The organism is Pseudoalteromonas sp. CO348, assembly GCF_004208845.1.
Lineage (GTDB): Bacteria > Pseudomonadota > Gammaproteobacteria > Enterobacterales > Alteromonadaceae > Pseudoalteromonas > Pseudoalteromonas maricaloris.
Genome location: NZ_SGPI01000028.1, coordinates 74,303 through 95,320 on the forward strand (window position 1 = coordinate 74,303; position 21,018 = coordinate 95,320).

At 44.6% G+C, this 21,018-nt stretch carries 17 protein-coding genes; 3 read left to right on the plus strand and 14 right to left on the minus strand.

The window, feature by feature from the left end; translation table 11 throughout:
* Entirely contained in the window at positions 1 to 1,185 is a 1,185-nt protein-coding gene (locus tag EXT48_RS13700) for a VWA domain-containing protein (protein WP_010605646.1), read from the plus strand.
* 46 nt (positions 1,186 to 1,231) lie between these two features.
* Here EXT48_RS13700 and EXT48_RS13705 read toward each other — a convergent pair whose 3' ends face one another.
* Both EXT48_RS13705 and acs read right to left on the minus strand, forming a co-directional pair.
* Complete coding sequence (locus EXT48_RS13705) at positions 1,232 to 1,885, minus strand: response regulator transcription factor (protein ID WP_010605647.1); 654 nt, start codon at positions 1,883 to 1,885, stop codon at positions 1,232 to 1,234.
* A gap of 86 nt (positions 1,886 to 1,971) precedes the next feature.
* Positions 1,972 to 3,912 (minus strand): acetate--CoA ligase, encoded by a 1,941-nt coding sequence (gene acs, locus EXT48_RS13710; RefSeq protein ID WP_130164777.1) that lies wholly within the window; start codon positions 3,910 to 3,912, stop codon positions 1,972 to 1,974.
* Positions 3,913 to 4,231: 319 nt separating this feature from the next.
* On the opposite strand from acs, the gene EXT48_RS13715 reads away from it, so the two are divergent.
* The gene (locus tag EXT48_RS13715; RefSeq protein ID WP_130164778.1) at positions 4,232 to 5,392 is read left to right on the plus strand and encodes a DcaP family trimeric outer membrane transporter; all 1,161 of its coding nucleotides are present in this window, start codon (positions 4,232 to 4,234) and stop codon (positions 5,390 to 5,392) included.
* A gap of 396 nt (positions 5,393 to 5,788) precedes the next feature.
* Here EXT48_RS13715 and hflC read toward each other — a convergent pair whose 3' ends face one another.
* From hflC to EXT48_RS13760, 9 genes are all read right to left on the minus strand, one after another.
* Positions 5,789 to 6,667, minus strand: a complete 879-nt coding sequence (hflC, locus tag EXT48_RS13720) for a protease modulator HflC (protein WP_039494419.1) — start codon at positions 6,665 to 6,667, stop codon at positions 5,789 to 5,791.
* A 5-nt stretch (positions 6,668 to 6,672) separates the two neighbouring features.
* On the minus strand, positions 6,673 to 7,848 hold the full coding sequence (gene hflK, locus EXT48_RS13725) for an FtsH protease activity modulator HflK (protein ID WP_039494418.1): 1,176 nt from the start codon (positions 7,846 to 7,848) through the stop codon (positions 6,673 to 6,675).
* A gap of 92 nt (positions 7,849 to 7,940) precedes the next feature.
* Positions 7,941 to 9,230, minus strand: a complete 1,290-nt coding sequence (gene hflX / locus EXT48_RS13730) for a ribosome rescue GTPase HflX (protein WP_130164779.1) — start codon at positions 9,228 to 9,230, stop codon at positions 7,941 to 7,943.
* Between the two features lie 24 nt (positions 9,231 to 9,254).
* Complete coding sequence (gene hfq, locus EXT48_RS13735) at positions 9,255 to 9,518, minus strand: RNA chaperone Hfq (protein ID WP_010377383.1); 264 nt, start codon at positions 9,516 to 9,518, stop codon at positions 9,255 to 9,257.
* Positions 9,519 to 9,594: 76 nt separating this feature from the next.
* Positions 9,595 to 10,485, minus strand: a complete 891-nt coding sequence (gene miaA / locus EXT48_RS13740) for a tRNA (adenosine(37)-N6)-dimethylallyltransferase MiaA (RefSeq protein WP_240703387.1) — start codon at positions 10,483 to 10,485, stop codon at positions 9,595 to 9,597.
* A gap of 106 nt (positions 10,486 to 10,591) precedes the next feature.
* The gene (gene mutL / locus EXT48_RS13745; RefSeq protein WP_240703388.1) at positions 10,592 to 12,457 is read right to left on the minus strand and encodes a DNA mismatch repair endonuclease MutL; all 1,866 of its coding nucleotides are present in this window, start codon (positions 12,455 to 12,457) and stop codon (positions 10,592 to 10,594) included.
* A 3-nt stretch (positions 12,458 to 12,460) separates the two neighbouring features.
* Positions 12,461 to 13,804, minus strand: coding sequence for an N-acetylmuramoyl-L-alanine amidase (locus tag EXT48_RS13750; RefSeq protein ID WP_130164782.1), 1,344 nt, complete (start codon positions 13,802 to 13,804; stop codon positions 12,461 to 12,463).
* Entirely contained in the window at positions 13,797 to 14,270 is a 474-nt protein-coding gene (gene tsaE / locus EXT48_RS13755; protein ID WP_010605655.1) for a tRNA (adenosine(37)-N6)-threonylcarbamoyltransferase complex ATPase subunit type 1 TsaE, read from the minus strand. The genes EXT48_RS13750 and tsaE overlap by 8 nt, the downstream gene beginning before the upstream one ends.
* Positions 14,267 to 15,751 (minus strand): NAD(P)H-hydrate dehydratase, encoded by a 1,485-nt coding sequence (locus EXT48_RS13760; protein WP_130164783.1) that lies wholly within the window; start codon positions 15,749 to 15,751, stop codon positions 14,267 to 14,269. The genes tsaE and EXT48_RS13760 overlap by 4 nt, the downstream gene beginning before the upstream one ends.
* A gap of 11 nt (positions 15,752 to 15,762) precedes the next feature.
* On the opposite strand from EXT48_RS13760, the gene queG reads away from it, so the two are divergent.
* On the plus strand, positions 15,763 to 16,896 hold the full coding sequence (gene queG / locus EXT48_RS13765; protein ID WP_130164784.1) for a tRNA epoxyqueuosine(34) reductase QueG: 1,134 nt from the start codon (positions 15,763 to 15,765) through the stop codon (positions 16,894 to 16,896).
* Positions 16,897 to 17,101: 205 nt separating this feature from the next.
* Here queG and EXT48_RS13770 read toward each other — a convergent pair whose 3' ends face one another.
* The 3 genes from EXT48_RS13770 to EXT48_RS13780 form a co-directional block, all read right to left on the minus strand.
* Positions 17,102 to 18,235, minus strand: a complete 1,134-nt coding sequence (locus EXT48_RS13770; protein ID WP_045988582.1) for a PleD family two-component system response regulator — start codon at positions 18,233 to 18,235, stop codon at positions 17,102 to 17,104.
* Positions 18,236 to 18,393: 158 nt separating this feature from the next.
* Positions 18,394 to 20,361 carry a hybrid sensor histidine kinase/response regulator gene (locus tag EXT48_RS13775; RefSeq protein ID WP_130164785.1) on the minus strand — a complete coding sequence of 656 codons (1,968 nt, stop codon included), beginning with the start codon at positions 20,359 to 20,361 and terminating at the stop codon, positions 18,394 to 18,396.
* A gap of 149 nt (positions 20,362 to 20,510) precedes the next feature.
* Positions 20,511 to 20,999, minus strand: coding sequence for a GNAT family N-acetyltransferase (locus tag EXT48_RS13780; RefSeq protein ID WP_130164786.1), 489 nt, complete (start codon positions 20,997 to 20,999; stop codon positions 20,511 to 20,513).
* Between the last annotated feature and the right edge of the window lie 19 nt (positions 21,000 to 21,018).

The following is a 21,018-nucleotide window of genomic DNA, read 5'->3' on the forward strand; positions in this document are numbered from 1 at the left end:
ATGCTCATCGATTTTGTGCTCACCCTTAGGCGTTACGGTATCAAAGCGAGCCTGCGCGAATTACTAGACTGTCTAGAGGCGCTGGATAAAGAAGTTTGCTTTGCCGATCTAGACGGTTTTTACTTTTTGGCAAAAACCATCTTCGTCAAAGATGAAACCTTGTTTGATAAATTCGACCGTGCGTTTGCTGATTATTTTGAGGGGATAGAATCAATAGACCTCTTCTCACAACTTCAACAGCAGCAATTACCAGAGGATTGGTTGCGTAAAGAGTTTGAGAAGTCGTTGTCTGAAGAAGAAAAAGCCAAACTTAACGCCATGGGTGGACTCGATAAGCTCCTTGAAACGTTAAAAGCACGCTTGGCAGAGCAACAAAAACGTCACGCAGGTGGTAATAAATGGGTTGGTACAGGTGGCACTTCGCCTTTTGGCGCTTACGGCTATAATCCTGAAGGGATCCGGATTGGCCAAGATGGAAACCGTCATCGCCGAGCAGTAAAGGTCTGGGATAAAAGGCAATACCGTAATCTCGATAGCAATACTGACATCAGCAGCCGCAATATTAAGCTTGCACTCAAGCAATTGCGTAAATTTGCGCGCAGTGGAGCAAGCGATCAGCTCGATCTTAATGAAACCATTCGCGCTACCGCAAGACAAGGCGGCATGCTGGATGTGAAAATGGCTCCTGAGCGACATAACTCAGTGAAGGTATTGATGCTGTTTGATATTGGCGGCTCTATGGATGACCATATCCAGCTTTGTGAACAACTCTTTAGTGCCGCACACAGTGAATTTAAGCACCTTGAATTTTTTTACTTTCATAATTGTGTGTACGAACATGTTTGGCACGATAATGACCGTCGTGACAGCGAATTGCTTGATACTTATCAGCTAATTAACCGATACGGCTCAGACTATCGACTAATATTTGTTGGTGACGCGACAATGGGTCCCTATGAAATCACCTATCCCGGCGGTAGTGTAGAGCATTGGAATCAAGAAGCAGGAGCTACTTGGCTGAATCGTTTAACCAATCACTTTAGTAAGGTGGCTTGGCTTAACCCTCAGCCGCAAAGCTATTGGTCTTATTACCATTCGATAGAGCTAATAAATCAATTAATGCAAGACAGAATGTATCCGCTAACAATAGAGGGACTAAGTCAGGCGTTTAAAGAGTTAAGCTAAAGCAGTGCTGCTTGCAAGGTAAGCGCCTTGCAAGCAATGATGCGAATTAGTCACTCGCTTCGATAGGTTCTAGTTGTAGTTTTGAAGCAATCAATACGGCTTGAGTACGGTTATAGACACCCAACTTTCTGAAGATAGCGGTGATATGTGCTTTCACCGTTGCCTCTGAAATATTTAGCTCGTAGGCAATTTGCTTATTCAGTAAACCTTCGTGTAAATATTGCAGCACTTTATATTGCTGCGGCGTGAGCGAGGCCACTTGTTGGGCAAGCTCTTTGTCTTCCCCTTCCAGTTCAGCCACTTTGTCTTTCATGCCTTCAGGCAACCACGTGTCACCTTCAAGCACTTGCTCTATGGCTTCGGTAATTTGTTCTACTGACGCCGCTTTTGGGATAAAACCCATCGCGCCGTATCCCATCACTTTAGAAATGATAGAAAGGTCTTCGCTTCCCGAAACCACAACAACAGGAAGACTTGGGTGATCCTCACGGATCCGAATTAGTCCATATAAATCACCATTGCCCGGCATATGTAAATCGAGCAGGAGTAGGTCTAGTTCTTCTTGTTGTTGTAAGACCGAGAGCGTAGTGTCAAAGTTTTCAGATTCGAATACCTCTAGTCCTTCAAACTGCGCTTTTAGAGCCCCCTTAAGCGCCTCTCGAAATAGAGGATGATCATCCGCGATTAAAAACTGATACATGCTATGCTCCTAAAAAATCGGCTGTTATCGTAAAGATAACAGCCGTTATAGTATGTTTATATTAGGTCGCAATTCAAGTTATTCAGTTAACGATTCAATCTATTCTCGATTAATTCATCAACCACACTTGGATCGGCAAGTGTAGAAGTATCTCCTAACTGTTGATACTCGTTGGCCGCAATCTTACGCAAAATACGGCGCATGATTTTACCAGAACGGGTTTTAGGTAAACCTGGAGACCATTGGATCATGTCAGGGGTTGCAATTGGGCTTAGCTCTTTACGCACCCAATTTCTCACCTCTTTCGTTAACTCGTCAGATACCGTTACCCCTTCATTTGGCGTGATATAGACATAGATCCCTTGGCCTTTAATATCGTGTGGGTAGCCTACCACAGCCGCTTCGGCAACCGCTTCGTGAGCTACCAACGCACTTTCGATTTCAGCAGTACCGAGGCGGTGACCTGAAACGTTAAGTACATCATCCACGCGACCGGTGATCCAGTAGTAACCGTCTTCATCACGGCGACAACCATCGCCCGTAAAATAAACGCCCGGATAAGCCGAGAAATACGTTTGTTCAAAGCGCTCATGGTCACCATAAACCGTACGGGCTTGTGAAGGCCAACTATCCAAAATCACCAGATTACCTTCAGTCGCGCCTGTCAGAGTATTACCTTCCGCGTCAAATAGTGCAGGAGCAATACCAAAGAATGGACGGGTCGCAGAACCCGGCTTAAGTGCAGTAGCGCCAGGTAGTGGCGTGATCATGATGCCGCCCGTTTCGGTTTGCCACCAAGTATCTACGATAGGACAGTCACTATTACCAATTTGCTCATAATACCAAGACCAAGCCTCTGGATTAATTGGCTCACCGACCGAACCCAAAATACGTAAACTATCACGCTTAGAACTTGCTGTTGGCTCGTCACCTTTCGCCATCAAAGCACGGATCGCGGTAGGTGCTGTATAAAGGATAGTAACGCCATGTTTATCAACGATTTCACCCATGCGACCAGACGTCGGATAGGTCGGCACGCCTTCGAATACAACTTGAGTACAACCATTTACTAGTGGACCATAAGCAATATAACTATGACCCGTGATCCAACCCACATCCGCGCTACACCAGTAAATATCATCTTCTTGAAGATCGAATACATACTCATGGGTCATTGATGCATACACTAGGTATCCACCCGTAGTATGCACTACCCCTTTCGGCTGACCGGTAGAGCCCGAAGTATAAAGAATAAAGAGCGGATCTTCCGCATTCATCATTTCAGGTTCACATTCGGCTGGTTTATCAGCAACTAATTCATGCCACCATACATCGTGACCATTCCATTCAACATCGCCACCTGTTAATTGATGTACAATCACATGCTCGATAGTGGTGACGCCAGCTTGCGCTACCGCTTCATCGACATTTGCCTTAAGCGGCACACAATTACCACCGCGACGACCTTCATCTGAGGTGATGACAACTTTGGCGCCAGAATCTTTAATGCGATCTGCAATCGCAGAAGGTGAAAAGCCCCCAAACACAACGGAATGGATAGCACCAATTCTTGCACAGGCCTGCATGGCATAAATTGCTTGTGGAGCCATCGGCATGTAGATAGCGACGCGGTCACCCTTTGCAACTCCTAGGCTCTTGAGGCCATTGGCAAGCTTTGCGACTTCATCGTGTAGTTGTTGGTAGGTAATATTTTCTGTTTGTTCTGGGTTATCACCTTCCCAAATCAATGCAACCTTATCGGCGCGCTTTTCAAGGTGTCTATCGATACAGTTATAAGAGGCATTTAGTACGCCGTCTTCATACCATTTAATATTGATATGGCCTTTGTCGAATGAGGTATTTTTAACTTTACTGTAGGGTTTGAACCAATCTAAACGTTGACCGTGCTCTTTCCAAAACTCTGCGGGGTCATCAACCGACTTTTGATATAATTCTTGATATTGCTCGTCGTTGATTAATGCTGCGTTCTTGATTTTTTCAGGAACTGGATAAATGCTCTGTGACATAGTCATCTCCATTATATTTAGAGGTCTAGGTCTGCTAGACACGCTTTTCCTAAGGATCACCCAGCCTTGGGTGTTTAAGTATTAGACCTTAGTTGTAGAACACCTGCAAACATAAAAGTTTCATACAAGTTACCGATTGTACCTAATTTAATACAAACGTTATGATCGCCTTATCTTCTACTCATTTACCGTATGCCACCTTAGTCTAATAGACCAATAGGTAATTGAGTAAAAACCAACCTTAAACAACAGTTAGTGATGATTAAAATGAATGTCAGCTGCTGCCAACTGCAAAGCACAGCTATTGAGGAACTGGATTATGACAACGAATAACATTAATAAAAAACTGCTCGCAGTTGCTATCAGTAGTCTCTGCGCTCTCCCTGCCACTGCGGCAGAGATTGGCGATACCAAAGTTAACTATGGTGGTTATATCAAGCTTGATGCCATTTGGAGTGACTTTTCTGACGGCGCGTTGGGTGCACAAAATATAGGTCGAGATTTTTACGTTCCTGGTACGACTCCTGTCGGGGTTAACTCAGATAGTGACGCTGTATTTGATATGCACGCTCGTCAATCTCGGTTTAGCTTCGGGACCGATACTAAGCTTGATGATGGCAGCAGTATCAAAACTAAAATCGAGCTAGACTTTATTTCTACATCTGGAGGAAATGAGCGTGTTAGTAACTCCTACTCACCTCGTATTCGTCAGGCCTTTGTGAGTTACAAAGGCTTCTTGTTCGGTCAGGCTTGGTCAAACTTCCAAAATGTTAGTGCATTACCAGAGACTTTAGACTTCGTTGGCCCAGCTGAAGGTACCGTTTTCATACGCCAAGCCATGGCTAAATACACCACTGGAAACTGGTCTTTTTCTATTGAAAACCCAGAAAGCACAGTTACCACTGCAGATAGTGGCCGTGTCGTCACTGATGACGCTAGCATGCCTGATTTCACTGCACGTTACACACACAATGCTGATTGGGGTCATATTGCGGTAGCGGCACTTGCGCGCCAAATTACCTATAAAGTCGGTGGAGCTGATGAGTCTGAAAGCTCATTTGGGGTCAGTGCGTCTGGTCGTGTTAATTTTGGTGACAATAACTTGAAATTTATGCTGACCCAAGGTCAAGGGCTTGGTCGTTACGTAGGCCTAAACGTTGCTAATGGCGCGGTATACGACGGTAACTCGTTACATGCAATTGACTCGACATCGGGCTTTATCGCTTATCAACATAGCTGGAATGAACAATTCCGTTCAACATTCTTATACTCTTTCTTTAATGCTGATAACGAAAGCGATTTGCTGGCGGTGACTGGCGATCCGACAAAATCAAGTATGAGTTACAGCGCAAACCTACTTTATTCACCCGTGAAAAAGCTTACCTTTGGTGCTGAATATAAAATGGGTACTCGGGAAACAGAAAGTGGCCTCGAAGGTGATTTAGACAGACTGCAACTTTCAGTGAAATACGTGTTTTAAGAGTTTGTTATTTTAATAGACTACTACCAATTCACTTCCTAACTGCGGCCTATTGGCCGCTTTTTTATTGTTGGTCGCGACATAAAGTCGCTGCTACGACATGTTTTATCGCGACATAAAGTCCACAGCAACGGTAGGCTTCTTCGCGACATAAAGTCGCTGCTATGGCGTGTTTCTTCGCGACATAAAGTCTGCTGCTACGGCGTGTTTTTCGCGATAAAAAGTCGCTGCCACGGTGTGCTTTTTTGCGACATAAAGGCGTTGTTACGGTGTGTTTCTTCGCGACATAAAGTCGCGGCTACTCATGGATTTCATCGTCTAACGTTGTGACCATATCGCGCCAATAAAAAACCCCGCTGGCTGGCGGGGTTTTACAATCATATAAAAAGCATCATCTTATTGAGCTTTTGCATCCTTCATATAATCAAAGAACTTGCTGTCCGGTGATAACACCATAACGTCATTCTTATCTTTAAAGGTATTTTTATATGCTTCAAGCGAACGAACAAACCCGAAAAACTCAGGGTCTTTATTATATGCTTTTGCGTAAATGTTTGCCGCCGTTGCATCACCTTGACCGCGAACCGCGCGAGCATTACGCTCGGCATCTGCAAGCATAACTGTCACTCGACGATCAACATCAGCGCGGATGGTCTCCGCCTTTTCTTGGCCTTCTGAACGGTGCTCTTTTGCCACAGCTTGGCGCTCAGCGCGCATACGTTGGTAGATTGAGCTGCTTACTTCATTAGGCAAGTTAATCTGCTTAACACGGACATCCAGCACTTCAATCCCAAGCTCACTCGCGCTTTCCGACGCTTGAACTAACGCTTCTTCCATTAGCTCGCTACGTTCACCAGATACTATTTCTTTAATAGTACGCGAACCGAAGTTTGTTCTTAGACCGTTGTTAACCTTTTGCTTAAGTAGCGTTTCAGCATACTGTTTATCACCACGCGCGCGTAGGTAATAAGCACTAAAATCATTCACGCGCCACTTCACGTAAGAATCCACGATCAAGTCTTTCTTCTCACTGGTTACAAAGCGATCAGGTTGACCATCTAGGGTTTGGATCCGCGCATCTAATTTACGTACTTGGCTAAAGAAAGGCACTTTCAGGTGAAGGCCAGGTTCATACACCAAAGCATCGCCATTCGCGTCTTTTTGCACCTTACTAAATAGCAGTACAATTGCTCTTTGACCTTCGTTTACTACGAAGATACCAGAAAACGACATGATCACGGCAGTGACTAATAGAAGTAGACTAAAATTCTTCATATTGATTATCTCCCGTTACCAAATCTGTCGCGATTAAATCTATCGCCGCCTGAATTGACAGAACTATTTTGCTGTTGAGTACCTTCAATCGTTCTACGAAGCTGCTCAATATCGCTCTGATTTGGCAAACGTACTGGTGACGAAGCGTTGTTATGGGATTGCATAATCTTATCAAGTGGTAGATACAACATGTTATTACCACCTTCAACATCAACCAATACTTTTGAGCTACGGCCCAAAATCTGCTCCATTGCATCAATATATAAACGTTTACGCGTTACTTCTTTTGCTGCTTGGTACTCAGGAAGTAGCTTTTCAAAGCGCTCTACTTCACCTCGAGATTCAAGGATAATACGCTCGCGATAAGCTTCTGCTTCTTGCGTCATACGAGTCACTTGACCACGCGCACGCGGTTCAATTTCCCTTGCATAAGCTTCTGCTTCACGAATGAAACGCTCTTCGTCTTCTTGTGCAGCAATCGCATCATCAAATGCGTCTTTTACTTCTGCTGGTGGACGAGAATCTTTAAAGTTAACGTCCGTAACAATCAAACCAAGGTTATATGGTTCGATAATGCTGTTTAGCTCTTCCCAAGTGCGCTGACGAACCACTTCACGACCCGTAGTTAACACTTGGTCCATGCGAGCATGACCCACAACATAACGCAGAGCACTGTCTAGCGCTTGTTGTAAGCTGTGGTCAGCATCGGTCACACTGAAACGATAAAGTGTTGGATCAACAACACGATATTGCACTTCAAACTCAACGCTTACTACGTTTTCGTCTTCCGTAAGCATAAAGCCTGAAGCCGACAATGAACGTACCGCTTCAATATCTACAGGAATAACACGCTCGATGAACGTGGCTTTCCAACGCAGACCCGGCTCAGCAATACGGTCAAATTTACCAAATTGCAGCACGATACCACGCTCAGCTTCTTTTACCGTGTAAATACCACTTAGTGCCCATACGATGGCTGCGATAATAAGTATAAAGACGAAACCAGCACCGCCTAATCCGCCATTACCACCTTTCCCCGGCTTACCGCCGAAAATACCGCCGAATTTATTACCAAATTTACGGAATACTTCATCTAGATCAGGTGGGCCTTGATCCCGCCCTCCGCGGTTTTTCCACGGATCGTTATCATTGCCATTATTACCCGGTTCGTTCCAGGCCATAGCTATACTCCATTGTTATTTAAATGAATTAGGTTAAATCTAACAAAATTCGAGCGACTCTCATATAAAAATACGCTCGAAATTGACGATTTTTAACTACCAACGACCAAATCATTGAGATTTCGCCCGAATTCCTTATTGAGCTTTTCCCATTCGATTTTTGGCATTCTTACCGAAATAAGCCAATTGCCTTGCTCGTCGTAGCCTTTTTCATCCACGGCATTGAGCTCAAATAGCGCACCTCGTAAACGCCCAAGCGCAGGAGGGATAGCAAGCTCAGCTGTGAAAACGGTTTTTGCCAACAACTCTTTAACGGCGTCGAATAACAACGAAATCCCTTCTCCAGAGTGGGCACTTAACCACACTCTGATCGGTTTTCCTTCATCGTCCCTATCTATTCTAGGCGCAACTTCGTCCATTAGATCAATTTTGTTGTAGACTAAAAGTTGAGGAATGTCATTGGCTTCAATTTCCTCTAGAACCAATTGTACCTGTTCTATGTTTTCTTTTCTTCTCGGATCTGCAACATCGATGACATGAAGCTGTAAATCTGCCTCACGAGTCTCTGTTAAAGTCGCCTTAAATGCTGCTACCAAGTCATGAGGTAAATGACGAATAAAACCTACTGTATCTGCTAAGATAACGGGGCCAACATCATCGATTTCTATCTTTCTTAGCGTAGGATCAAGCGTTGCGAACAATTGGTCCGCAGCATATACATCCGCATCCGTAATTTTGTTAAACAGCGTCGATTTACCCGCATTGGTGTAGCCTACCAGAGAAACGGTTGGGATCTCGTTACGACTACGCGCTCGCCGCCCTTGCTCACGCACAACAGCTACCTTGTCTAATCGCTTACGAATACTCTTAATTCGTTCTCTTAGTAACCGTCTATCGGTTTCTAATTGGGTTTCACCAGGACCACGTAAACCGATCCCCCCTTTTTGCCTTTCTAAGTGCGTCCATCCTCGAATTAAGCGCGTAGAGATATGCCTTAGCTGAGCAAGCTCAACCTGCAATTTACCTTCGTGGGTACGGGCTCTTTGCGCGAAAATATCTAAGATCAGCGTTGTCCTATCTAACACTCGGCACTTACAAACGCGTTCTAAATTGCGCTCTTGTGAGGGACTGAGTTGGTGGTTAAATATGATGACATCTGCGTTGTGGATGTTGACAATCTCGGCAATTTCTTCAGCTTTACCCGTTCCGACAAACAACTTTGCATGTGGTGCTTGACGGCTGCCTTGCACAACCGCCACACTACTAACACCAGCAGAAGAAACTAGCATTTCCAATTCACGTAGATCTTCGCGATCTCCTTCGTGAGGAAATTCTATATGAACCAAGACTGCCTGTTCGCCGGCTTCATAACGGTCAAACAAGCATTAAGCTCCTACTAATAAGAATTAATAATTACCTTCTTCACCTTGGTCGCCCGCTTCACTTCCGGTTGCATTTTGGAAGTTAACCGCACGAGCTGGAACCACAGTGGAGATGGCGTGTTTGTAAACCATTTGGTTTACTGTGTTTTCAAGCAAAATCACAAATTGGTCAAATGACTGGATCTTGCCCTGTAATTTAATGCCATTCACTAAAAAAATTGAGACAGGAATGCGCTCACGACGCAAGACATTCAAAAATGGGTCTTGTAAAGATTGGCCTTTTGCCATTTTCTTATCCTTCGTTTTAGGTGTTATTATGTCAGGTCGTTGATTTAATCAGAACACGCTGATTTAACAACTACTATTAGCTTAGCGAAGTTAGAACACGTTGCAAGTTTTCTTGACTATCGGTGTCAAGCCAAGTCACATCTTGCCACCCCCTCAGCCAAGTTAATTGCCGCTTCGCCAGTTGTCTGGTCGCTGCGACGCCTTTGAAAACCATTTCGTTATAATCGCACTCGCCAGCTAAATACTCCCACATTTGCCGATATCCGACACAGCGAATAGAAGGCAAATCAGGGTGTAAATCTTTACGTTGATATAAGGCCAAAACTTCATTTTTAAAGCCTTCATCCAACATTATTTTAAATCTTTTCTCTATACGTTCATGTAAGACTTTTCGGTCATTTGGCGCAATCGCAAATTGATGAAACTGATACGGCAATGCATCCTGTTTGCTTTGCTGCAATTGAGTCATCGTTTTACCACTAATGCGATAAACTTCCAAAGCGCGGTTAATGCGTTGCGAATCGTTTTCGCTGATTTTAGCCGCAGCTTCTGGGTCAATCTCTTTTAACTGTTGATGCAGCGCAGGCCAACCCTTTTGTTCGGCTTCGCGCTCCAATACCGCTCTGATTTCAGCATCAGCCTCTGGTAATGGCGACAGGCCTTCAATCAAGCCTTTAAAGTACATCATCGTGCCGCCGACTAAAATTGGCACCTTGCCACTCTGATGAAAATCATCAATTAGTTTAATAGCATCAGCACGAAACTCAGCAACCGAATAGCTTTGTGCCGGATCAATAATATCAATTAGGTGATGTGGTGCCTGTGCTTGCTCTTGTGCGCTCGGCTTTGCCGTGCCGATATCCATCCCTTTGTACACTAACGCCGAGTCTACACTGATGATTTCGGTATTTAACGCTTGGCATAACTCTATGGCCAATGCGGTTTTGCCCGCTGCTGTCGGTCCCATTAGGGTAATGACAGGTAACTTGTTCACATCTAACCTACTAATAAACTGCACTAATCTCGTATTATAGCTGATAGTACATGGTAATTAATACCTACTTAGGCACGAATTACTGCGAACTTAAAAAACTGACCAACTTCTGGGCATCAATTGTAACCGCACTTTTATGAATACGAGCCAAACATGAGGCTTTTGAAAGTAATTTTTCTTTAACTAAATCAAAATGCTGGCTATCGAAATAGCTACTGGGTGTTGAGACTTCTAGCCACTGTAACCAATCTTGGAGTTCAGCATCTGAGCTCGGTTCCATCATCTGCTTAGAAATTTCACCAACATCTATGCTATAGAGCGACACTGGCAACTTTTTAACTAAAATATGGCCATCAAAAATTTCAATCGCAAACCCTAAAATTGCCAACCAAGTTTCACGCTGCTGCAATGCTTCCAGTGCGGCTTTATCTAACTTGATGCGCACAGGTAACAGCAGCGCTTTGCCTTGCAATGTGCCATCTTGCTCAATTTGCATTTGCCAATATGGCATCAGCCCTTGCCTACAATCACCAAACAACAACTGATTGTCTTGCTCAAGCATGACTTTGCCTTGCGGCAACAACATCCAGCTAGATTTACTGACGGATATCGGGATGCTACTTACTTCAATTGACGGTAATTCAGCTTCTTCAATTTGATCGAAGTGCTGCATCTGTTGATGTGATAGTCCTTGATAGAGCTGGTTTACATTCACCTGCTTTTTGCCACCACCTGTTGCACCGCCATAGTTACTTCGACCGCCACCTGAGGCTGCTCTTGAAGCCTCAGTGCGTTCACCGAAGGTACTTGGAGCCGAATAGGCCTGTGGTTGCGTTTCGGGCTGTAAGGTTGAACGGTAACTTTGATGATAGGTTTCATCTACCTGTTCTTGGGGCGTAAATAATGGCGATGCGATATCAGGTGCTTGAGTCTCGGTCTCGCTTGCACAAGGTAAATCAATTTGCTCCGTCGCGACCTGCTTTATTGCTTGTACGATAAAGTCGTGAACCAAGCGCGCTTGATGGAAGCGAACTTCGTGTTTCGCGGGATGGACATTAACGTCAACTTGTCTCGGATCTAACTCAAGATATATGACAAAACCGGGAAGCTCTTCATGCCCGATTGATTCATCAAACGCTTGGCGAATCGCATGCAAGATGAGCTTATCTCGCATCATACGACCATTTACGTAGGTATATTGTGTGCCGTTGTTCACCCCCGCAGGTAACACCCAACCGAATAATCTTAGTCCCTCATGACCTGAGTCGATAAAGCTTGCTTGCTGTAAGAATGCTTTACCACCAACTTGCGCAACTCGCTCAACACCTTTTTCAATAGTGCGAGGGCGATATTGGCGAACCACCTTTTGGTTATGAGTGAGCGTGATGGCAACATCAAAACGACTCAATGCAATGCGCTTAACCAGTTCATCGATATGGCTAAACTCGGTTTTTTCGGTACGTAAAAATTTCCTGCGCGCTGGCGTGTTGAAAAACAGATCTTTGACTTCAATGGTGGTACCGTCTGGGTGCGCGGTAGGTTGAACCTGCACAGCCATATCTCGCCCTTCGGCGAAAGCCTGCCAAGCAGTTTCTTGCGCTTGAGGTTTAGAGCTCAGAGTCAGTCGCGATACTGAACTGATGGATGCCAGCGCCTCACCTCGAAAGCCAAGCGAAGCAATACACTCCAGATCATCCAAGCTTTTCAGTTTACTCGTCGCGTGGCGAGACAGTGCCAACATCAGCTCGTCTTTAACAATACCGATACCGTTATCACGGATCCGAATAAGCTTGTGTCCTCCACGCTCAATATCTATTTGAATGCGCGTCGCACCAGCATCAATACTGTTTTCCACCAGCTCTTTCACAACGGACGCTGGTCGCTCCACCACCTCACCGGCAGCGATTTGGTTGGCCAACCGAGCTGGAAGTATTTCTATCGTCATCATTTACGCTTTTGGAATAGTTAAGACTTGCCCAATAAACAAGGTATTGTTTTTCAGGTTATTTGCTTTTTTCAATTCACTGACCGTAATGCCATAACGGCTAGCCAGCACACTCAATGACTCTCCACTTTTTACTTTATGCGTCACCGGCTTGTTGGATTGCATACGCGCAAATAGCGAGTTATCCGGTGGATTTTTTTCATAATAGCCCTTTATCGAACTAAAAATAGCCCGAGCTAAACGCTCTTGGTAATGCGGAGACATTAATAGTTTTTCTTCTTGAGGGTTTGAAATAAAGCCTGTTTCCACCAGGATCGAAGGTATATCTGGTGATTTTAGTACCCCAAAGTTTGCAGCTTGCGGTCTGCTTTTGTGCATTTTTGCTACTTTTTTCAGCTCTTTGACGACTTCTTCTGCGACCTGAAACCCGGTTTTCATCGAATGTTCCATCGACATATCAAGTAGCGCCTTGGCTAAATATTTTTCGTTGGCCGTATCTTTAATTAAATCGGCTGCACCACCTAATAGCTGTGAGTGTTTTTCTTTGTCTTCTAGCCACTTACCTATTTCAGAATTTGCTCTGCGCAGTGATAACACCCAGACCGACGCACCGCGTGGTTGAGGGCTGGTGAAGGCATCTGCGTGAATAGATACAAAGAAATCCGCTTTCCTTTCGCGCGCTCTTGCGGTTCTCGTATTCAACTTGAGATAATAATCGCCAGTACGAATAAGCTTTGCGTTCATCCCCGGCTGGCTATCTACTAAGCGCGCTAAACGCTTCGCAATTTGAATGGTTACGAGCTTCTCATAAGTACCTGAAGGTCCAATAGAACCTGGATCTTCACCGCCATGACCGGCATCGATGGCGATGACAATATCTCTGTCTTGCGCCAGTGTTTTTCGTGGTATGGCAGTTTTTGTATCGTCATAAGCACTCATCTGCTTACCATACAAATCAACAACTAGTCGGTTTTTATATGGACCGGTTGGTGCTAACGCAAAGATTTTTGGCGTAGCGCTACGACTTAGCTCCACAACAATCCGTGCAGAATTGCTGTTTTTTGGTTTGCTGTGGCGCACCTTGTTTACAACTCGATGTTCGTCAGGAACACTCGGAAAGTCTTTTTGTTGCTTGGTGTTTTCAAGGTCGATCACCAAGCGCAGTGGATTTTTCAGCACAAAATAGCTGTAATCCGGCTTATCGCTCATATCAAAAACAATACGAGTGCTTTCTGGGGAGGGCCAAACACGCACACTTTCGATGGCGTTTTGGGCAAAGCTATGCATGCTCGCTAAGAGCATGCAGATAAAAATGAAAATATAACTAATAGTCGGCTGATTACGCATAATCTTGTAATTGTTTTAATAGTGCCTCGCCGCGGCTAGACTTGGCCTCAAGTGTAATTTGACGGCCATCACCAGCATACTGCATTGTGACGTCTATATCTGGGTTTGGAATAAAGCCTTCACCTTTTTCAGGCCACTCAACAACACAGATAGCATTACTTGCAAAGTAATCCCGGATCCCCATGTATTCGAGCTCTTCAGGCGAACCTAATCGATATAAATCAAAATGATATATTGAGACATCATCCAGTTCATAAGGTTCAACTAAGGTATAAGTTGGACTTTTTACCTTACCTGAATGGCCAAGGCTTTGCACGATCCCGCGAGTGAGCGTGGTTTTACCCGCGCCTAAATCACCGTGTAAAAATAGTACCGCACCTTGACGAATAACATTGGCAATTTTATTACCCATGGCAACTGTTGCTGGCTCATCAGCCAAATCGAATTTCATATGACCTGTCGTCACCCTAAAATACCTCGAATATGTTCGAATAAATCCCCGGCCAACATACCTTTTTCGCCATCATGGGCGGCCTGCTCGGCAGCTAAACCATGAATATACACGGCTAGGTTTGTTGCAGCAAATGCTTCCATCCCTTGGGCAATTAAACCGCCTATGATACCAGATAAAACATCGCCCATCCCAGCACTCGCCATTCCCGCACAGCCTGAACGATTAATATTTATTCGCTCACCTTCAGATATCAAACTGCCCGGCCCTTTTAGTACCGTAACAGCGCCATATTCATGGCTAATTTCTTTAGCCACCGCGAAGCGGTCATGTTCATTTAGCGGTGTCTCTAAGTGACTCAATAACCGCCTTGCTTCACCTAGGTGAGGCGTTAACACCCAGTTTGATTTTTGCCTCGGTGCATGCGCTAAACAATTGAGCCCATCAGCATCCACAACCATCGACAATTCAGTTGCCATCGCACAATTAAAAAGTGATTTTGCCCAAGCGTCTTGAGCAAGCCCGGGACCAAGCACTATAACACTGGCTTTTTTCATCAGTGGCGATAACTCATTCGCACTCTCGACACCGTGCACCATTAATTCAAAGCGCCCCTGCAAGACACTTGCAATATTATCGGGATGAGTAGCGACCGATACAAGGCCAGCTCCTGCTCGCAGAGCGGCTTCTGCTGCCAATCGAATTGCCCCAGCCATGCCACGATTTCCGCCAATAAGTAACACATGACCATGGGCATTTTTATAGCTATCTAGTGCTCGCTGCGGCCTTGCTGCCATGAAGGTTTCATGATTTAAATAATTAGATGTTGGCGTTACTAGGGTTTTGAATGCTTCACCAACATCCAAATCGGCTAACAATAACGTTCCCACAAAACGCTTTGCTGAGCCGCTAAGTAAGCCCTGTTTTAACGCGATAAAGGTGATGGTTTTGGTAGCTAAAAATGCACTGGCCGCAACTTCTCCTGTTGTGGCATTTATACCGCTCGGTACATCAAGTGCCAACCTAGTAATTGGCAGTTTATTTATTTTGTCAAAACAAAGGCAAACATGGTCAGGCAGCTCACCTCTAAAACCGGTGCCGAACACACCATCAACCACCACCGTAAACTGGCTTAACTCTACCTCGTTCAACGAAAAAGCCAATGCGCCTTGATATTGAGAAAATGCCTGCTGCGCATCGCCCGTTAAGCTTTCAGGTGCAAATAACGCGAATACGGTGACGGAAAATCCGGCCTGCTGACATAATTGAGCAACGACAAAACCGTCTCCCGCGTTATTACCTTTACCTGTGATAACTAAGATATGGCTGGATTTTGGCTGGCTGTTTTCAATAAAGCGAAATGCAGCAGTCCCTGCTCGCTTCATTAAAGTACTTAGATCTGTGCCTGATAACTTTGCAGCTTTTGCTTCATATTGCTGCACTTGTTGGGCTGAATAAGCAAATTGTGGTAAATTGTCCGTGTATTCATTAGCCATTATTTCTTCCCGTGACGACCGATAATATCAATTATAGTGAACTTGCAGCACAAATTAAGCAATGGGGCCAAGAACTTGGCTTTGCAGAAGTCGGTATAACCGACATTGATTTACGCGAGCATGAAGCGCAACTTCAGCGCTGGTTAGACGCAGGCTATCATGGTGAAATGGCTTACATGGCGGCGCATGGAATGAAGCGTGCCCGCCCCGCAGAACTGGTTCCTGGCACTCAGCGTATTATTTCGGTGAAAATGAACTATCTGCCACCCGATGCCAGCTTTGCCAGAGCGCTTGGTAACAAAACCACAGCCTATATCTCTCGTTATGCATTAGGTCGAGACTATCATAAGGTAATGCGCAATAAGCTAAAGCAGCTCGGACAAAAGATTGAGCAAGAAGTCGGCACATTAGGGTTTCGTCCTTTTGTCGACTCAGCCCCGGTATTAGAGCGACAAATTGCAGAAAAAGCAGGACTTGGCTGGCGTGGAAAAAACAGTCTAGTGATTAATAAGCAGGCGGGATCTTGGTTTTTCTTGGGTGAGCTGTTTGTTGATATTCCTCTTCCCATTGATAAACCAAACCAAGAAGAAGGTTGTGGCCGTTGTACCGCCTGCCTAACTTTATGCCCTACCGGCGCCATCGTAGAACCTTATGTCGTTGATGCGAGACGCTGTATTTCTTATCTCACCATAGAGCTTCAAGGCGCAATTCCAGAGGAATTTAGAGCAAAAATGGGCAATCGGATATACGGTTGTGATGATTGCCAGTTAGTCTGCCCATGGAATCGCTATGGTCAAATAACGGAAGAAGCCGACTTTTTGCCGCGGACTCAACTTAAAGATCAGCAATTGTTGAGCTTATTTGCTTGGGATGAAGCAACATTTTTGAAAAACACCGAAGGCAGCCCCATTCGCCGGATTGGACATGAACGTTGGCTACGAAACTTAGCCGTTGGCCTTGGCAATGCACAATACGATGAAGCTATCGTTATAGCACTGGAAGATAAGCGTCAAAGTGCCACTCCCCTTGTTATCGAGCATATCGACTGGGCGCTGGAACAACAAAGACTAAAGTCAGACCAACATGAACGCAAAAAAGCAAGGCTGATCCGCATTATTGAAAAGGGCTTGCCACGAGACGCTTAGCTGATTTGTCGCGCTAAAGCACGACCTACGGTCAAATGAGTTGAGAGAATCACGATAAAAAAGCTGCGCTATAAAAGCTAAAGAAGTCGCGCTAAAGCGCGACCTACGGTCAAATGAGTTGAGAAAATCACGATAAAAAAGCTGCGCTATAAAAGCTAAAGAAGTCGCGCTAAAGCGCGACCTACGGCGGTATTGGAAGTAGGGTTTATTCTGAGCGTCGCGAGAGTAGTTTTAAGTCTTCTTCAATATCATGGAAAGCGGTTTTCACCTCTCGCACACTTTCTTCCCTTGCGACTGAGCTTTGAATCGCTTTATCGACGTTTTGATAGATAAACATCTCCTGATCTTCGTCTAGGCCCATTGTCGGAATGCGCTCTTCAAATAACTCTTGTAATGAGCGGAACACTTTTTCATTTTCTTGACGATTTTTATCAAGCAGCGACACCATGCTGTTAAACTTACCTTGCACCATTTTTATCGCTTCTTCCAGGTCCTCGTGTTGCTGTACCAGCTTGCGTTTAGTGGAAATGGCAATTAACTGTTGCTCCGTTACGCTGGCAATAAAGCAAATATGATCCCGCAATCTTCCGTGTTTATCTGGATCGTCTCCCGGCATATTGAGGATCAAAATACTCAAAAATGGATAGTTAACCAATATGCGGTTAGTAAATTCATGTAATCGCCCTTTGGTGTGTAAGATTTCAAATAATTCAATGACGATAGGTGAGCAAATCCCCGTAGTTGCAAAGTGATGTTTTTGTCCCTCAAGCCGAACTTCAACATTACAATTAAGTCCCAGTCCCTTTAAACACTGACATAAAGCTTCCGCCAGTCGCGGGATTGTTTCTATCTCACCGATTTGCTCAATGTAGGTAACGATTTGCCCCATTTCACTGCTATTAGCCATGGCGCTAAATGCCGTGGAGGTTGCATCTTCAATTTGCTGAGCCAGAATATCTTTTTCTAGTAGCATTTGATTCAAGTGCGTGAGCTTGGCTTTTAACTCACCTTGGCCAAACGGCTTAACAATATAATCTTCAGCACCCACTGAGTAGCCTTCCATGCGCTCTTCAACAGAGCCTCTTGCAGACACGAACATAACGATAATATGCTGTGTGTTTGGATTGGCTTTAATTGCCTTACATACCTCATAACCGCTCATTTTTGGCATGCTTACATCAAGTAAAATTACTTGAGGGTCAAAGTCTTCGACTACAGCTAGACATTCATGACCGCTTTCAACGGTTTTTAACTCAAAGTCTAAGTCTTCTAAAATCTCTTCAATGATTTCTAGATTAAATGGTTCGTCGTCAACTGCTAAGATTCTGCGTAAAGCCATAAATGAATATCCTTCGTCGGTTCACAATGGGAAAGGCACTGTGGGGAAAATACGGTAACTTAAGACCAGTGCTTCAACAGCTCCCAATCAGATTATATTAGTACAAGCTCTATATATTATTTATAGACGCTTACTCAACGCCTTTCCAATTACAACCATTACACCGCATTACTCTCAAGATGCTCTGTTAACGGCAGACTCACATTGATACATGCACCACCCTCAGGATTATTCTCGGCGTAAATCTGCCCTTTATGCAGTAAAATAAATTCCTTACAAATAGCAAGACCTAAACCCGTGCCGCCGGCACCACTGTCTGTTTTACTACTTTGCACAAACTTGGCAAAAATCTGTTCCAATTCGTCATCCGGAATACCAACCCCTTGATCGGCAATCTTGATATGAATATCTTGATCTTTACAGCTTAACAGTACACTCACCTCACTGCCTTCAGGGCTAAACTTGAGCGCGTTGCCCAATAGGTTTCTGATCACTTGATTCATTTGCTCCGGATCGCAAAAGGTCATCACGCCTTGAGCTGGCTTTTCAAAGCGGATCTTTATCTTTTTCTCAAGCGCAGTCCCCGATACATCTTCAATACCGCTTTGGATCACATTAACGAGGTTGTGAAAGCTTGGATTAAATGGAAAACGACCTGCGTCTAACTTTGATAAATCAAGTAGATTGTTAAGCAGTACCAATAGACGTTCTCCACTGGTTTCGATACGAGATAAATACTTTTTGAGCTTGTCCGTCGGTACTTCAGGAGCCGTTAGCTTATCTAAACCGAAACGTGCAAAACTTAATATAGAGTGCATTGGTGTGCGCAATTCATGGGACATATTGGCTAGAAATTCAGATTTAGATAGGTTGGCCGCTTCCGCCGCTTCTTTGGCTTTTTGTAACTGTGCCGTTCGAGCTTGCACTTCAAACTCTAGTAACTCTTTGGTTTCTTCTAGCACTTCTTGTTGCTCTTTAAGCTTTGAGACATTTTTAAAAATGACCGCAAATGCCATATCGCCGTGATGATCGATTTCGTTAAACGTTCCCATCAAAGGAATGCTGCGCTCACCCGCTTTTGGCAGACTCAGCTCACAGTTAAAGTGCTTTAACATACCAACATGCTTCATCAAATCGCGTAATTGCGACACGGATATTTCATCAAATAGCTCAAAAATAGAGAGTGGCTGTAGCTCTTCTTCCGTTAGCTCAAACAATTCGCAACACGCGTCATTTGCTTCAATAATATGGCCTTGACGGTTGAACAGCATAATCGGATCCGGAGTATGTTTATAAATCACGCGCAGCAGACTGTCGCGTTCAATCAAGGCATCGACCGTATCTTGGAGGCGCTCAACCAACTCTTGGTTATGACGTCTTAAGAGCTCTGTTTGCCATAATTTATGTAGGCTTTGTAATAAATCGCTCTCATCAAACGGTTTAATCAGAATGTCTTCTACCCCTTGACGCACGGCTTCTAACATATCCACTTGATTAACCCGAGAAGTCATCAATAAGCAGCGGCAATTGTGGTGCACTTGACGAACTTTATTAAACACATCTAAGCCTGTGTCTTTTTCTAGATTAAAGTCACAAATAAGGAGATCAACAGGATGTCGCTCGGCAACTTGCATCGCTTCATCAAGCGTCGTCGCGGTCGTCACCGCAAGCTGTGCTCCGCGTAGGCCGTTAGCTAAGGTCTCTAGGCGAGGCGTATGATGGTCAACCAGCAACACTTTGGGCAGCACTAAGGTATTAGTAGAACCAATTTCCAGTAGGCGTTCAAGTAAGCCAGTAATATCTTTATTAGCAAAGAAGGGGTAGATAACAATGCCATTTGGCAAGGCGCGGTTGATTTCACTGAAAGATTTTAAGTGCTCGGCATTATCGGGTTTAGGTGCCAGCAACACTAACTTATCATGATTCCTCAGTTGATATAACGCTTGGAGCTTACTGGCTGGCACCCCATGAGCAATAACAACAACATCAAACTTATCAAAATCGAGATTTGCTTCTAGACTCCGGTAATGCACATGCTCTACCTCACCACCGAGTAACTCAAATAATACCTTTACTCGCATCGCTTGCACACTGCTGCTGTCAATAATCAGCACTCGATTCGCCATAACCAGATCCTTTACCGATAATTCTGAGATCCAGTTTAGTAGAAGAATCACAAGACGCTAAAAAATAGCACTATTTTGATATGTTTGACGCCGCGGTCTAATTCTCGCAGCGAAAAAATTCAAACAGCAAAGACCAACGGCGTATAATGCTATGCGAGAGACTTGCCCAAAATCGTCAAGCTATAGTGATTACCATCCATGACCGCGATGTTAGGCAGCTCTCCCCACTTTTTATAACCGTGTTTTTCAAACAAGCGGATACTGGGGAGATTATGAGAAAAAATAAAGCCAAGTAACGTTGTAATAAACAGGGTCGGCGCTTGCTGCTCTGCAAAATCCATGAGTTTACTACCTAACCCTTGGCCTTGTGCCGCTTTTGCAAGATAGATACTCACCTCAGCCGTACCATCGTAGGCAGGACGTCCATAAAAGCTGCTAAAGCTTATCCATGCAATCACCTCACCCGCCTGCTCTACCACATAAATTGGGCGATTTTGCGTATGTGCGGCGAACCAACTTTGCTTTTGTGCTACGCTTACGGGCTCCGTATCCGCAGTGACTTGGCGGCTCGGTATCGTTTCGTTGTAAATGGCAACAATGGCGCAAAGGTCATGCGGTTTAGCGAGTCTAATATTCATGAAAGCTGATCAAGGTAAC